Origin of the sequence: Agrobacterium fabrum str. C58 (assembly GCF_000092025.1) — a bacterium.
Taxonomy (GTDB): Bacteria; Pseudomonadota; Alphaproteobacteria; order Rhizobiales; family Rhizobiaceae; genus Agrobacterium; species Agrobacterium fabrum.
Window position 1 is genome coordinate 649,231 of sequence record NC_003062.2, and the last position, 12,572, is coordinate 661,802.

The 12,572-nt window shown below is 60.2% G+C and carries 11 protein-coding genes; 3 read left to right on the forward strand and 8 right to left on the reverse strand.

Features of this window, described 5'->3' with window-relative positions; translation table 11 throughout:
* Nucleotides 1–145 precede the first annotated feature (145 nt).
* Entirely contained in the window at nucleotides 146–439 is a 294-nt protein-coding gene (locus tag ATU_RS03215; protein WP_010972641.1) for a YjiS-like domain-containing protein, read from the forward strand.
* 172 nt (nucleotides 440–611) lie between these two features.
* On the opposite strand, the gene ATU_RS03220 is transcribed toward ATU_RS03215, so the two are convergent.
* The 7 genes from ATU_RS03220 to ATU_RS03250 all read right to left on the reverse strand — a co-directional run bounded on the left by ATU_RS03220 (nucleotide 612) and on the right by ATU_RS03250 (nucleotide 8,231).
* Nucleotides 612–1,985: a glutamate--cysteine ligase gene (locus tag ATU_RS03220; RefSeq protein WP_010971043.1), complete on the reverse strand. Its 1,374-nt coding sequence runs from the start codon at nucleotides 1,983–1,985 to the stop codon at nucleotides 612–614.
* Nucleotides 1,986–2,103: 118 nt separating this feature from the next.
* On the reverse strand, nucleotides 2,104–2,841 hold the full coding sequence (locus tag ATU_RS03225; RefSeq protein ID WP_035256273.1) for a 16S rRNA (uracil(1498)-N(3))-methyltransferase: 738 nt from the start codon (nucleotides 2,839–2,841) through the stop codon (nucleotides 2,104–2,106).
* Nucleotides 2,842–2,859: 18 nt separating this feature from the next.
* A complete protein-coding gene (locus ATU_RS03230; RefSeq protein ID WP_010971045.1) occupies nucleotides 2,860–4,365 on the reverse strand; it encodes an inorganic phosphate transporter in 1,506 nt (501 codons plus the stop codon).
* A 162-nt stretch (nucleotides 4,366–4,527) separates the two neighbouring features.
* Nucleotides 4,528–4,968 carry an NUDIX hydrolase gene (locus ATU_RS03235; protein WP_035256275.1) on the reverse strand — a complete coding sequence of 147 codons (441 nt, stop codon included), beginning with the start codon at nucleotides 4,966–4,968 and terminating at the stop codon, nucleotides 4,528–4,530.
* A gap of 296 nt (nucleotides 4,969–5,264) precedes the next feature.
* Entirely contained in the window at nucleotides 5,265–6,011 is a 747-nt protein-coding gene (locus ATU_RS03240; protein WP_010971047.1) for an HAD family hydrolase, read from the reverse strand.
* Nucleotides 6,008–7,354: a glycosyltransferase family 4 protein gene (locus ATU_RS03245; RefSeq protein WP_162180296.1), complete on the reverse strand. Its 1,347-nt coding sequence runs from the start codon at nucleotides 7,352–7,354 to the stop codon at nucleotides 6,008–6,010. The genes ATU_RS03240 and ATU_RS03245 overlap by 4 nt, the downstream gene beginning before the upstream one ends.
* A gap of 103 nt (nucleotides 7,355–7,457) precedes the next feature.
* Entirely contained in the window at nucleotides 7,458–8,231 is a 774-nt protein-coding gene (locus tag ATU_RS03250) for a FadR/GntR family transcriptional regulator (RefSeq protein WP_010971049.1), read from the reverse strand.
* Nucleotides 8,232–8,522: 291 nt separating this feature from the next.
* Between ATU_RS03250 and ATU_RS03255 the strand changes: the two genes are divergently transcribed.
* On the forward strand, nucleotides 8,523–9,797 hold the full coding sequence (locus tag ATU_RS03255) for a DUF3422 family protein (protein WP_010971050.1): 1,275 nt from the start codon (nucleotides 8,523–8,525) through the stop codon (nucleotides 9,795–9,797).
* Nucleotides 9,798–9,962: 165 nt separating this feature from the next.
* Here the strand turns inward: ATU_RS03255 and ATU_RS03260 are convergent, their stop codons facing one another.
* Nucleotides 9,963–10,862 (reverse strand): LysR family transcriptional regulator, encoded by a 900-nt coding sequence (locus ATU_RS03260; RefSeq protein ID WP_006313134.1) that lies wholly within the window; start codon nucleotides 10,860–10,862, stop codon nucleotides 9,963–9,965.
* A 111-nt stretch (nucleotides 10,863–10,973) separates the two neighbouring features.
* On the opposite strand from ATU_RS03260, the gene ATU_RS03265 reads away from it, so the two are divergent.
* Nucleotides 10,974–12,407: an FAD-linked oxidase C-terminal domain-containing protein gene (locus ATU_RS03265; RefSeq protein ID WP_010971051.1), complete on the forward strand. Its 1,434-nt coding sequence runs from the start codon at nucleotides 10,974–10,976 to the stop codon at nucleotides 12,405–12,407.
* The last annotated feature ends 165 nt before the right edge of the window (nucleotides 12,408–12,572 follow it).

The following is a 12,572-nucleotide window of genomic DNA, read 5'->3' on the forward strand; positions in this document are numbered from 1 at the left end:
TCAATAGTCTTGCGACATTTTGACACCAAGCAAATCAGTATCAACCTGGGCCGACGAGACGTCGGGCCACCAACCCAAGGCAGCTTCTCGCGCGCGGTGCGTCGGGGGCGGTGCCGCATCGTGCCGTTACGGAAGGATAAGTATCATGCGCACGGCAGAACGGAGAATGGAACTGGAACTTGTAACCGCACGGCCGGGGGACGCCTGGCGTCGCGCCGCTGTACTGGGTGTATCCGGCGTTAAAACGTTCGTGCAGCGCATCTACAATCGTATCGTGGCCAATGGTCTCACGGAACTTGATGACCGCCTTCTTGCCGATATCGGTCTGGTGCGGTCTGACGTCAGCGATGCTCTCAATACCGGCCTGTTGGAAGATCCGACGTCCCATCTCACCCGCGCTGCGCGCAAACGCGCGGTCACGCGTTTCAAGACGCTTTGAAATTCCGCCTCCGGTAGACCTCCAGCTGCCGGACGTGGCTTCCAGCCGCAAGGTTTTCCCCGCAGGGTGATTTGCCAATAGCCCTGCCTTTGCCCGGTGTCAGGCCCCTCGGCCGCGCCGGGCTTTTTTATGGCCCGGCTTTACCTCACCGGCGCAGCTTACCGGCAATGCCTCAATACTGATATTCCTCGAACACCGGCACCACCGAACCGCCCCAGCGGCCGTTATAAAGTGCAAGCAGGTCTTCGGCGAGCGTGGTCTTCTTGGCCAGAACCTCGTCTAGCGATGACAGGAACACGGTCTCGTCCTGACCTTCGCCATTCAGCCGCTTGCGGTTTTTCAGGCCGGTACGGGAAATGTCGAGCACCTGGCGGGCAATGCCGAGAAGCGGCTTGCCGGCAATCTCGGCCGCCAGCCCCTTCGCTGGCACGGCGTTGCGCAGTGCGATCACCTCATCGAAGCTCCAATCGGCGGTCAGCGCATCGGCAGCGTCGAGGGCCTCCTGATTATAGAGAAGGCCGACCCAGAAGGCGGGCAGGGCGCAGATGCGCCGCCACGGGCCGCCATCGGCGCCGCGCATTTCGAGGAAACGCTTCAGGCGCACATCGGGGAACAGCGTGGAGAGGTGGTTCGTCCAGTCGCCCATGGTCGGTTCCCATGCGGCGATTTCACCCTTCAGCGCCCCGTTCATGAACTGGCGGAAGGTGACATGGGTGCAATCGTGATATTTGCCGTCGCGCACGATGAAATACATCGGCACATCAAGCGCCCATTCGACATAATCCTTGAAGCCGAAATCGTCACTGAAGGTGAAGGGCAGCACGCCGGAGCGGCGATTGTCGGTATCGCGCCAGATATCGCCGCGCCAGGACAGAAGACCGTTAGGCTTGCCCTCGGTAAAGGGCGAAGAGGCAAAGAGCGCCGTCGCCAGCGATTGCAACTTCATGGAAACGCGCATCTTCTGGCGCATGTCCGCTTCGGAGGAGAAGTCGAGGTTAACCTGGATGGTGCAGGTGCGGTACATCATGTCGAGACCCTTGGTCCCGACTTTCGGCATGTAGCGCGTCATGATCGCGTAGCGCGATTTCGGCATGCGCGGGGTCTCGTCGGAAGTCCACAGCGGGCTGCCGCCGATGCCGAGGAAACGGATGCCCATCGGCTCGGCCACTTCCCGCAGGGTTGCCAGATGCTGGTTGGATTCCTTGCAGGTCTGGTGCAGGTTTTCGAGCGGCGCGCCAGACAGTTCGAACTGGCCGCCCGGCTCGATGGAGATGGCGCCCATGCCGTGCTGTTCGCCAAGGCCGATGATGTTTTCACCGTCCATGATCGGCTCCCAGCCGAGCTTTTCCTGCATGCCCTTCAGCAGTGCCGAAATGCTGGCCTCGCCGAAATAGGGAACAGGGCTGTTATCCTTGCGGAAAAAGGCGAATTTCTCATGTTCGGTGCCGATGCGGAAATCCGCTTCAGCCCTGCAACCGGCCGCCAGATAGTCGGTAAGCTCCGTGACGGAGGAGAGGGGTGTCTGGTCGGTCGTGTCGCGTGCCATGGCTTACCTTGTTATGACGTCAATGTTGCCGCGAGGCATATGATTGGCAGATAGGGCCGGATCGTATCCGGTGGCAAATGAATTTCTTTTAAAGATGCATGAAGCGCAATGGTGCCCCTCAGTTCCAGTCGCCGATAACAGCCTGAATGACGGCGAGTGCGGCGACGGCGGCCGTGTCGGCCCGCAATATGCGCGGCCCGAGCGGGATCGGGGTGACGAAGGCAAGGCTGCGCAGCAACGCCCGTTCCTCCTCGGAAAAACCGCCTTCCGGGCCGACCAGCAGCGCGATTTTGCGTTCCTTGACGGCCTGCAGGATCGGCAGCGGATTTTGGCCCGCATCGCCTTCGTCGCAATAGATGATGCGACGGTCTTCCGGCCAGGTCTCCAGCATCTCTTTCAGCTTCACCGGCTCTGCCACTTCGGGCAGGGACAGAATGCCGCATTGTTCGGCGGCCTCGATGGCATTGGCGCGCAGTTTTTCGCTATTGTGGATCTTGCCCTGAACATGCTGCGTCATCACCGGCTGCAACAGGCCAGCACCCATCTCCACCGCCTTCTGCACCAGATAATCCATGCGCCCGACTTTCAGCGGGGCGAAGAGATAATGCAGCTCCGCGGCATCCGGTTGCGGCCGCGTCTGTTCGAGCGGAACGAGGCTAATCTTCTTGCGGCTCGGAAAGGAGAGCTTCGCTTTCCATTCGCCGTCGCGGCCGTTGAACAGCAGGATTTCCGCGCCGTCGGTCATGCGCAGCACATTGGCGAGATAGTTGAACTGTTCGCCCGTCGCCTCCTGCGCCACACCCTCGGAAAGGGAGGCTTCGATGAACAGGCGTTGCATCCGGAAATTTGCGCGCATGGGATTTCGGTTTCAGCGTCAGAGGAAAAGGAAGGACAGGAGCCAGTAGAGCAGCGCCGCAAGTGTTGCGCTTGCGGGAACGGTGACCACCCAGGCGGCGATGATCGTCATGAAATGCGAGCGCCGGACAAGATAACGGCGGCGCACCTCGGAGGGATTGTCCAGATATCTAGGGGTGCGGCGGGGTTCGCCCGTGCCTGACTGGACGAGTTCCTGCCGCCGCCTTGACGCCTGTGTGTACCATTCGCGGAAGAAGCCGACGCCGAACACCGCGCCGATTGCCGTATGGGTGGTGCTAACAGGCAGACCAAAACGCGAGGCGACGAGAACGGTCAGCGCCGTTGCCACGGAAACGCAAAAGGCGCGCATCGGATTGAGCTTGGTGATCTGTTCACCGACAAGGCGGATGAGGCGCGGGCCATAGAGAAGAATGCCGCAGGACAGCCCGAAGGCACCGACAAGCATCACCCAGAGCGGCGCGCGCGCGGATGTCTGCACCGCTTCATCGTGCAGGGCCCGCACGATGGCGACGACAGGACCGATGGCGTTCGACACGTCATTTGCCCCATGGGCAAAGGACATCAGGCCGGCGGCGAGAACGAGCGGCCACTGGAACAGTATCCGAAGCGACTGGTTGCGGTTTTCCAGTCCTTCCGACTGTTTGCGGATGATCGGCACGCAGAGCCGCCAGGCGAGAAGGCCGGTCACCAGCCCTATGATACTGGCATGACCAAGCGAGACATGCATCAGCTGGCGCAATCCGACCCAGATGAGATAGGCCATGAAAACGCCAGCCATCAGGCCAATGAGAACCGGAACCCACCGTCGCGCGGCGTCGATCTTGTCGTCGCGGTAAACGATGAATTCCTTGATGAAAGTAAGGATGGCGATGGCGATGGCGGCACTGATGAAGGGCGCGAGCACCCAGGCAAAGGCGATACTGCCCAGCGACAGCCATTCGACCGCTTTTGCCCCATAGGCGGCCATGCCCGCCCCGGCAACCCCGCCGACCACCGTGTGCGTGGTGGAAATCGGCGCCCGGGTCCAGGTCGATATGTTGACGAGAAGGCCGGCAGCAAGAAGCGCCGAAAGCATCGCCCAGGAAAATGCAGTCCTGTCGGGAATAGTCTCAACGTTGATGATGCCGCTCGAAATCGTCTCGACGACATTGCCGCCGGTGATCAGCGCGCCGGCGATCTCGCAGATGGCGGCGACGATGAGCGCGACCGCTAGCGGCATCGCCTTGGCGCCGACCGCAGGGCCGACATTGTTCGTCACGTCATTTGCGCCGATGTTGATGGCCATATAGGCGCCAAGGGCAACGGCCGCGATGATGATTACCGAGCCCGCGGTGCCGGTGACGAAAGCACCGGCGAAGACGGCCGCGAGCACAACGAACATGAACCCCGCGCCAAGGCCGGCAAGCTGCTGCGTGACATGCAGCGTCGCTTCTTCGACACGGGTAATCTTGTCGAGATCCTTGTCGAGCGTCGGCTTCATGTTCGATGGCGGCTTCGTTGCCATTCACACCTCGTTTGCCAGCATTCCCTTTCGTCCGGCAGCGTCGCAGGTTGAAGGCAATTTACAGAAAGACTGTTACATCGCGCACATCTTTCCAAAAGAAAAGACGGGAAGAGCAGATGTCGGAGAACCAAACTCCACATTGCCACTCTTCGGGCGACGGCGCTATTGCGAATGCGCCATCCGCTTGTCGAAAGCGAGCATCAGCGCTTTCAGTTCCGGCTCGTTGACGCGTTTTCCGGCTTCCCTGGGACTGACCCATTCCAGCCGTCGCGCGTCCTTTTCCGGAAAGCTGTCGCGCATTTCCGAAACTTCGAGCAGATGCACCTGAACCTTGCATGGCACGTTGATGCCGCTGTTCAGCTTCTTCTCATATTCGTAATAACCGAAAGGCGCCTTTTCAACCGTGCCTTTGACACCGGCTTCTTCATAGGCTTCCTGTTCGGCCACCGCATGGGCCTTTTTGTTGGCCATCGGCCAGCCCTTGGGAATGACCCACCGTCCGGTGTCACGGCTGGTCAGCAGCAGCACTTCCGGCTCCGGATTGCTCTTGGACAATCGATAGCACAGCGCCGCATATTGCTGTCGCGGCGGTCTGCGCAACATCAAGCCAACATCTGTCGCCAATCGATTCAAAATCTTCAATCCGAATAAATCCTCTTCGTCGGGTAGTGATAATTGCTAATATAGAGACGCTGCAAGTTACGCCAATCCCCCTTTACCCATAACCCACTACTGTCTTCATGCTGATGAAGCATTTGGGCAAGGGATGTGGGCGATTTGCGAACAAAGTTGCGACCGGGTGGTTCCCCGGCCGGACAGCCCGATGCGGTAACGCGCTCTCTGCCTGCCTTCAAGCCATTCAGAATGCAAATCCGCTATGAATTATGGCCGGTACTGCTTTAGCGGGGGTTCAGTCCCCAGTGCCGCAGGCCTTCGATCACGCCATCCGCTTCTTTCGCGGTCGAGTGAAAAAAGCGATTGTCCTGATGCGCCAGCGAGACAAGCTCAGGCAGGGCATTGCCCACGATCACGCCGCGGATAGTCTTCAACTCAAACATCGCACGGTCATTGCCAGTATCACCCGAGACCACTGATTCGTCGAGGCCGATGCGCAATTGTCCACACAACCATGCAAGTGCCGCGCCTTTGTCGGCGGCCTTCGGCAATATGTCGAGGTCGCGATCGCTGGAATAAACGATACGAGCGTCAATATCGGCGGCCAGAAGCGCGGCCTCGATCTCGCCGAGCGCGGCGGCATCGGCGTCATGCAGGAACCAGCTCGATTTCAGGCCGTGCTGATAACGCTCCTCCTGCATCGTCACGCCCGCAATGCGGTTCATGACATCGGCAATCTTCCGCGGGTCAAAACCGGTGCCGAGCGACTGTGTATAGGCGGTTTCCAGTTCGCTGCGTTTTTTTGCATGCAGCATGGTGCCGACACCGCCGATGATGTAGTCCGGCTGCGGCAGCGGCACCTCTTCCAAAAGGGCAAGCTGATCGTCGATCAACCGGCCGCTGTTGAAGACCAGAACCGGGCGAAGATCATCCGGCAGTGCGTGCCAGAAATCGCGGAACCGCCGCGTGGCGTCATTATCGCCGACGACGGTTCCGTCAAGATCGGTGGAAAGAAGACGAAGCGGTTTCAATCGCCGTCATTCCATGGTTCGGCCCAGTCGGCTTCTTCCAGAACCGGCATCATGGTCCTGCCTTCCACGAGCGCGAGAAGTTGCTGGGCAATTCCGGTCCATGTGAACAGGCTGCGTGCCTTGTGGGCTCCCATGCGCGAAAGCCGCCCGTAGAGCCGTTCATGCTTGAACGGCTTCATCATGGTAATGCCGAGATCTTCCTTGTCGAAAGGATCGGCAAACAGCGCATGTCGCCCATAGCTGATGGCGCGGAACAGCCCGCCATGGATGGTGACGACGGTCGGCGTGCCGCTCGCCATGGCCTCGATGGCGGTCATGCCGAAGGGCTCGTAGCGGCTGGAAAGCACGAAGAGATCGGCAGCCCGATAGATATCCGGCAAATCCTCGTCCGCGACATAACCAGAGAAAGCCACCTTGTCTTCCAGCCCGAGCGATTTCACCCGCTCCTTCAGCTGGTTGAGAATGGTGGTTTCCTGCTCGTCCATATTCTCGCCGCCGACGGCCAGATGCAGGCGGGCTTCCGGCTCGCGCTCGGCAAGCACGGAAAAGCCGTCGATCAGCAGGTCGTAGCCCTTGTTGGTGGCGAGCCGACCGAGTGCCAGCACCACTTTGCCTTCAAAACCGAAACGCTGCCGGATCATCTGACGCGTCGCATCCGAGACGGGGAAGAAGCGGTTGTCGTCATAACCCGGCGGGATCATGTGGATATGTTTGCGCTTCAGGCCATAATCTTCGATCAGCACGTCCAGCTGCACCGGCGTGGTGGCGATCACCATGTCGCAGCTGCGATAGATGATCAGCTCGTGCTGGATGCGCTCCTTGAAGTTGAACTCAAGCTCGAACGTATCGGCCTTTTCCGGATAATCGGTCTCCATCTGGCGCTTCTTCCAGATGCCGAGCGAGTGCGGCGTGTGCAGATGGGGGATTTTCAGTGCTTCGGAGAGCCGCTGCCCGGCCACGCCGGCATCCCAGTAGTGGCTGTTGATGAAGGAGTAATTGAGGTCGTTTTTTTTGATGAAGCGTAGCGCGTTCTCGCACCATTCCATCAGGTGCCGGTGCAGATATTCCTTGGGAATGAAATCGCGCCCGCCGCAGGGAATGCGCACCACACGGACGCGCTCATCGACCTCGTCGAATTCCGGCTGGTCTTCGAAGCGTCGGGTGTAAAGATCGACGGTATAACCGAGTTGGCCGAGTTTTCGTGCAAGCTCAAGCACATAAACCACCTGCCCCCCGGTATCGGCAGCGCCCAGGGGCGGGTGTGCGGCGACATAGCCATGCGTCGATATGAGAGCTATCCGCGGATAGCGTTCAGTTTCGCTCGTGGTTGTCATGGGTCCCATCTTGGTAAATTTTTCCAATTAACCCGGTAAAAAGACCGAAGAGCACAAAAGGTTCCATAAAAACCGGAATAAAATGGATTGCAGATTTCGCCGGAGGGCGTTTTCAGCTGCTGCGTTGCTGCTGTCGCAGGCGGGAAATCCGGTCCCATTCGCGCGCCTGATGCGCTCTCGATGTCGTCTCCATGATGAAGTCGATATGGGCTTCCGCCGCCGCCCTTGCCGCTGCCGGATCGCCGGTGGCGATGGCGTCATGGATGGCGATGTGCTGCCGCAACACCTCATCATGGGCGCCGGCGATGGTGAAAATGAGGTGACGATTATAGAAGATGTCGTCGCTCAGGAGCCGGTAGCAGGATCGTAGCGTATGCATCAGCACGATATTATGCGCCGCCTCGCCGATGGCGTTGTGGAATTCCACATCGCCCGAGAGCTCCTCTTCGAAGCGGCCCGCCTCATGCGCTTCGCGCATTCTCTCGACGATGGCCGCAAGGTTGCGCCTGTCCGGTTCCGTTGCCCGCTGGGCGGCGAGTTCGGCGGTCATGCCTTCAATGTAGCGGCGGTATTCGAGAAAATCCCGCGTCGCCCGGCTGTGGCGGGTGATCAGTGCACTTAATGGGTCGGAAAACACCGGGCCGACAATATCGGCCACATAGGTGCCGCCGCCATGCCGGCTGGTGAGAAGACCGCGGTTTTCGAGTTCCTTCAGCGCTTCCCGAAGGATCGGGCGTGATACATCCAGCTTCTGCGCCAGTTCCCGCTCGCCAGGCAACCGGTCGCCATCGCGCAATATGCCGTCGAGGATCAGTTCCTCGAAACGTAAGATCACCTCCCGCGATGTGCGGCTGTGTTCGATGCGCGCAAAAAGCGTTTCGTCCATCGCAGAACTCTCCGGCGAAATGCCGCCCCGTATGTGATGAGCGGCAAATTATCAGCGAAGCATCGTACTGGTCAATTATTCTATCCAGTTCCCCCTCGCTTGGTGCCGTGCCTGCGGCAACGCGGCATCTGCCTTTTCGAATTGGCTTTTGTTAAAGCAGAGTCGGACAGGGTGATGATGGTGGATTTTTCTGCCAGGTGGATCAAAACAATTACATCGGCTTCGATTGCGATGTTTTCATTGCAATCGATGTTTTAGAAATCCGGCGACAATAGCGGGGACGGTATCGCAATGGCCAAGGGTAGATTTGCATTCGCGAGCGCGCCGGAGAGATCGCTGGCTCTGGGCGAGGTTCATGCGCGGCCGACCGTGCTGCTTGCCCCGTCGCGCATCATCGTCCAGCTTGCCTTCATGATGGATGGCGGCTCGGCCGTGCACCATTCGGTCATTGCGGAAATGTCGCGCAGCCGCGGTGTCGCGCCGCCGGAACGTGATGCCCGCCACCACGCCATGCCCTGGGGGCAGGGGACGCTGCGCTGGGAGCGGCACACGGAATTCTCGACCTGGTTCTGGGACGGCCCCGCGCCGGAAAAGTTTGGCGGCGAGATTGCCGGCGACCCTTTCGGCGACAGCTTTTCGCCGCCGGGCTCGCTGATCTCGGGGGTACGGCTGGAAATCCGCCCGGAAAACGGTGTCACCTCCCAGGCGCAGGCGATGTTCGAGCCGACCAGCCTCTGTCATAGCGATGTGCGCGATGGGCAGGCGGCGATCCTCACCGATTTCCGTCAGGATCGCGATGGGCTGACGCAGATATTGGTGATCGACCGGGGCTTGAGTGATTACAGCCGCGGCGCGCTGGTGCAGCGGCTGCTCGATATCGAGACCTATCGCACGCTCGCCATGCTCGGCCTGCCGATGGCGCAGACGCTGTCGCCGGAAATTCGCCGCATCGAAGATGGCCTCACCGGCATCACCCAGCGAATGAAGAGCGACGCGCGCGACGAGGCGGATGCGCTGCTGGCCGAAATGACCCGGCTCGCCGCCGAGCTGGAGGCCAATGCCGCGCTCAGCCTTTATCGTTTCGGCGCGAGCCGCGCTTATGACGGCATCGTGCGCGAACGCATCCGGGCGCTCGCGGAAACGCCCGTTCAGGGCCATGAGACCATGGGCAGCTTTCTGGAACGGCGCATGGCGCCGGCCATGCGCACCTGCCAGTCGGTGGAGGAGCGGCAGGCCAACCTGTCGCGCAAGCTCTATCGCGCCACTGCGCTCGTCAGAAGCTGGATCGACGTGGAACTGGAGCGGCAGAATACCGTGCTGCTCAACACCATGAACAAGCGCGCCGCCATGCAGCTTCGCCTGCAACAGACGGTGGAAGGCCTGTCAGTCGCGGCGATCTCCTATTATGTCGTCGGGCTCATCGGTTATCTCACCAAGGCGATCAGCCATGACGTGCTGCCGGTCGATCCGGCCGTCGTCACCGGCATTTCCGTTCCCTTCGCGGTGCTTGGTGTCTGGTGGGTCGTGCGCCGCATCCGCCGCTCCCATGCGGAAGGTGGACATTGAACGACGCCCTACCTCCCTCATTCCTGTGCTTGTCACAGGAAACCAGTCGACGCGCGTCTGCGCAGAGGGAAGACTCTTTTCAGCCCAAGGACTTGGGCTGGCTGGATCCCTGTGACGAGCACAGGGATGAGGGAAGATTGGTGGTGACGGCGCGACTTAACCGCCTTAGCCCTGTTCCCAGTAGGGCGACGGCCCATAAAGCCCGGCGAGATAATCGATGAACAACCGCACCTTGGCAGGCAGGAACTGCCGGCTCGGATAGACCGCAGACAGCGTCACGTTGCGCGACCCCTCATAACCGGGCAGCACCTGTACCAGTTTCCCGCTGCGCAATTCATGGCCGATATCCCATGTCGAACGCAGCGCGATACCAAGCCCTGATATCACCGCCTCGCGGATCACCTCGCTCGAATTGGTGACCAGCATGCCCTCCGGGCGAATGCTGAGCGCGCCGCCCGGTCCCTCCAGTCGCCAGATGTCATTATTGTGCGCCGGCAGGCAGCGGTGTTTCTTCAGATCCTCGATTGTCGCGGGCATACCGTGCGCGACAACATAATCAGCCGAGGCGCAGAGCACACGCCGCACCGGCGCCAGCCTGCGGGCGACGAGGCTTGAGGAATTGAGATCGGCAATGCGGATCGCCAGATCGTAACCGCCTTCGATAATATCGATGAACTCGTCGCTGAGCACCAGATTGACCGAGAGGTCAGGATGCCGCTCCATGAAACCCTTCAGATGTGGCGCGATATGCATGCGCCCGAAGGAGGTGGGGGCGGAAACCTTCAGCGTGCCGTTGACGGTGTTGGCCCGGCCGGACACAAAGTCCTCGGCTTCTTCAAGCCCCGCCAGCACGGCCAGCACCCGCTCGTAAAATCCCTGCCCGGCTTCGGTCAAAGAGATTTGCCGCGTTGTGCGCTGGAAAAGCCGTGCGCCGAGCTTTTCTTCCAGCCGCTTGATGCGTTTGGAAATCACGGCGGGCGAATAGCCAAGCTCCTTGGCGGCCAGCGACATGCTGCCGGAGGCGGCAACGCTTGCGAAGACTTCCAGATCACCCAGATTTGCCATAGTTGCCTCCGATTATTTCCAGAATGGAAAAAATCCATAACATTTGATTGCGCCGTTTCAAAGTGGTAAAGAAAGAATACCAGTTGGAGGAACGTGCATGGAGGAGGGGCGGTGACTCAGCCGATCAAGTTTCTGGAGCCGCGCGCCAAGGTCGTCGCGAGCCGCGACCGCATCATCGCCGACCTTAAGGATATCCTGCCGGAGGACTGTCTTGTGCACGAGCCGCGCGAGCTCGTGCCTTTCGAAACCGATGCCTTCGTCTCCTATCGCCGCCTGCCGCTGGCCGTAGCACTGCCGAAAACGACGGAAGAAGTGGCGGCAGTGATGAGATATTGCCACCGTTACGGCATTCCCGTCGTGCCGCGCGGCGCCGGCACCTCGCTGTCCGGTGGCGCTATTCCGCAAGAGGATGCTGTCGTGATCGGCCTCTCGAAGATGAGCGCGATCCTCGATCTTGATTTTTACAATCGCACGGCGCGGGTGCAGGCGGGTGTCACCAATCTTTCCATTTCCGATGCGGCCGGGGCTGAGGGTTTTTTTTATGCGCCCGATCCCAGCTCGCAGCTCGCCTGCACCATTGGCGGCAATATCGGCATGAATTCCGGTGGTGCGCATTGTCTGAAATATGGTGTCACCACCAATAATCTGCTTGGCGTGAAAATGGTGCTGGTGGATGGCACGGTGCTGGAACTGGGCGGCAATCACCTCGATGCCGCAGGCTACGATCTTCTCGCTCTCGTCTGCGGTTCGGAAGGCCAGCTCGGCATCGTCACGGAAGCGACGGTGCGGCTGATCGCCAGGCCGGAAGGGGCGCGGCCCGTGCTGTTCGGTTTCGAGACCTCTGAAGAAGCGGGCTCCTGCGTAGCCGATATCATCGGCGCCGGCATCATCCCTGTTGCAATCGAATTCATGGACAAACCGGCCATCGAGATTTGCGAGGCCTTCGCCAAGGCGGGCTATCCACTTGACGTCGGTGCGCTTCTGATCATCGAGGTCGAAGGCTCCGAGGCGGAAATGGACGCCATGCTGGCCGATATCGTCACCATTGCCAGAAAACACGGTGTGAAGACGGTGAAAGAATGTCAGTCGGCTATGGAGGCTGCGGCCATCTGGAAGGGCCGCAAATCCGCCTTCGGCGCAACCGGCCGTATCGCGGATTACATCTGCATGGATGGCACGGTGCCGCTTTCCCAGCTTTCCTATGTGCTGAAAAAGACCAGCGAAATTACCGACCGTCTCGGCCTGCGCGTTGCCAATGTCTTCCATGCCGGCGATGGCAACATGCACCCGCTCATCCTGTTCAACGCCAATGACCCTGACGATGCGGCCCGCGCGGAAGAGGCTGGCAATGAAATATTGAAGCTCTGCGTCGATGCCGGCGGCTGTCTCACCGGTGAACACGGTGTAGGCATCGAAAAACGCGACCTGATGCGCCACCAATATGGCGAGGCCGATCTTGCCCAGCAGATGGCGGTGCGGGCGGCCTTTGACGAGGGCTGGCTGATGAACCCTTCCAAGGTGTTTCCGCTGGAGGGGAGAGGGTGATGGGAGTGGGATTTGTGACGCTTGCGGGTGTGGCTTACCCCCCTCTGCCCTGCCGGGCATCTCCCCCACAAGGAGGGAGATCGGCAAGATGCGCTCGCGTCGCTCTATCTCGACCGCAGAGAAACGCGCGGCGTCGCCGCGAGTCGATCTCCCCACCTGTGGGGG

Coding starts and splice junctions, on each gene's coding strand:
- ATU_RS03245 (WP_162180296.1), bottom strand. CDS start 7,354: ATGGGACCCATGACAACCACGAGCGAAACTGAACGCTATCCGCGGATA.
- ATU_RS03215 (WP_010972641.1), top strand. CDS start 146: ATGCGCACGGCAGAACGGAGAATGGAACTGGAACTTGTAACCGCACGG.
- ATU_RS03250 (WP_010971049.1), bottom strand. CDS start 8,231: ATGGACGAAACGCTTTTTGCGCGCATCGAACACAGCCGCACATCGCGG.
- ATU_RS03220 (WP_010971043.1), bottom strand. CDS start 1,985: ATGGCACGCGACACGACCGACCAGACACCCCTCTCCTCCGTCACGGAG.
- ATU_RS03260 (WP_006313134.1), bottom strand. CDS start 10,862: ATGGCAAATCTGGGTGATCTGGAAGTCTTCGCAAGCGTTGCCGCCTCC.
- ATU_RS03235 (WP_035256275.1), bottom strand. CDS start 4,968: ATGTTGCGCAGACCGCCGCGACAGCAATATGCGGCGCTGTGCTATCGA.
- ATU_RS03225 (WP_035256273.1), bottom strand. CDS start 2,841: ATGCGCGCAAATTTCCGGATGCAACGCCTGTTCATCGAAGCCTCCCTT.
- ATU_RS03230 (WP_010971045.1), bottom strand. CDS start 4,365: ATGGCAACGAAGCCGCCATCGAACATGAAGCCGACGCTCGACAAGGAT.
- ATU_RS03255 (WP_010971050.1), top strand. CDS start 8,523: ATGGCCAAGGGTAGATTTGCATTCGCGAGCGCGCCGGAGAGATCGCTG.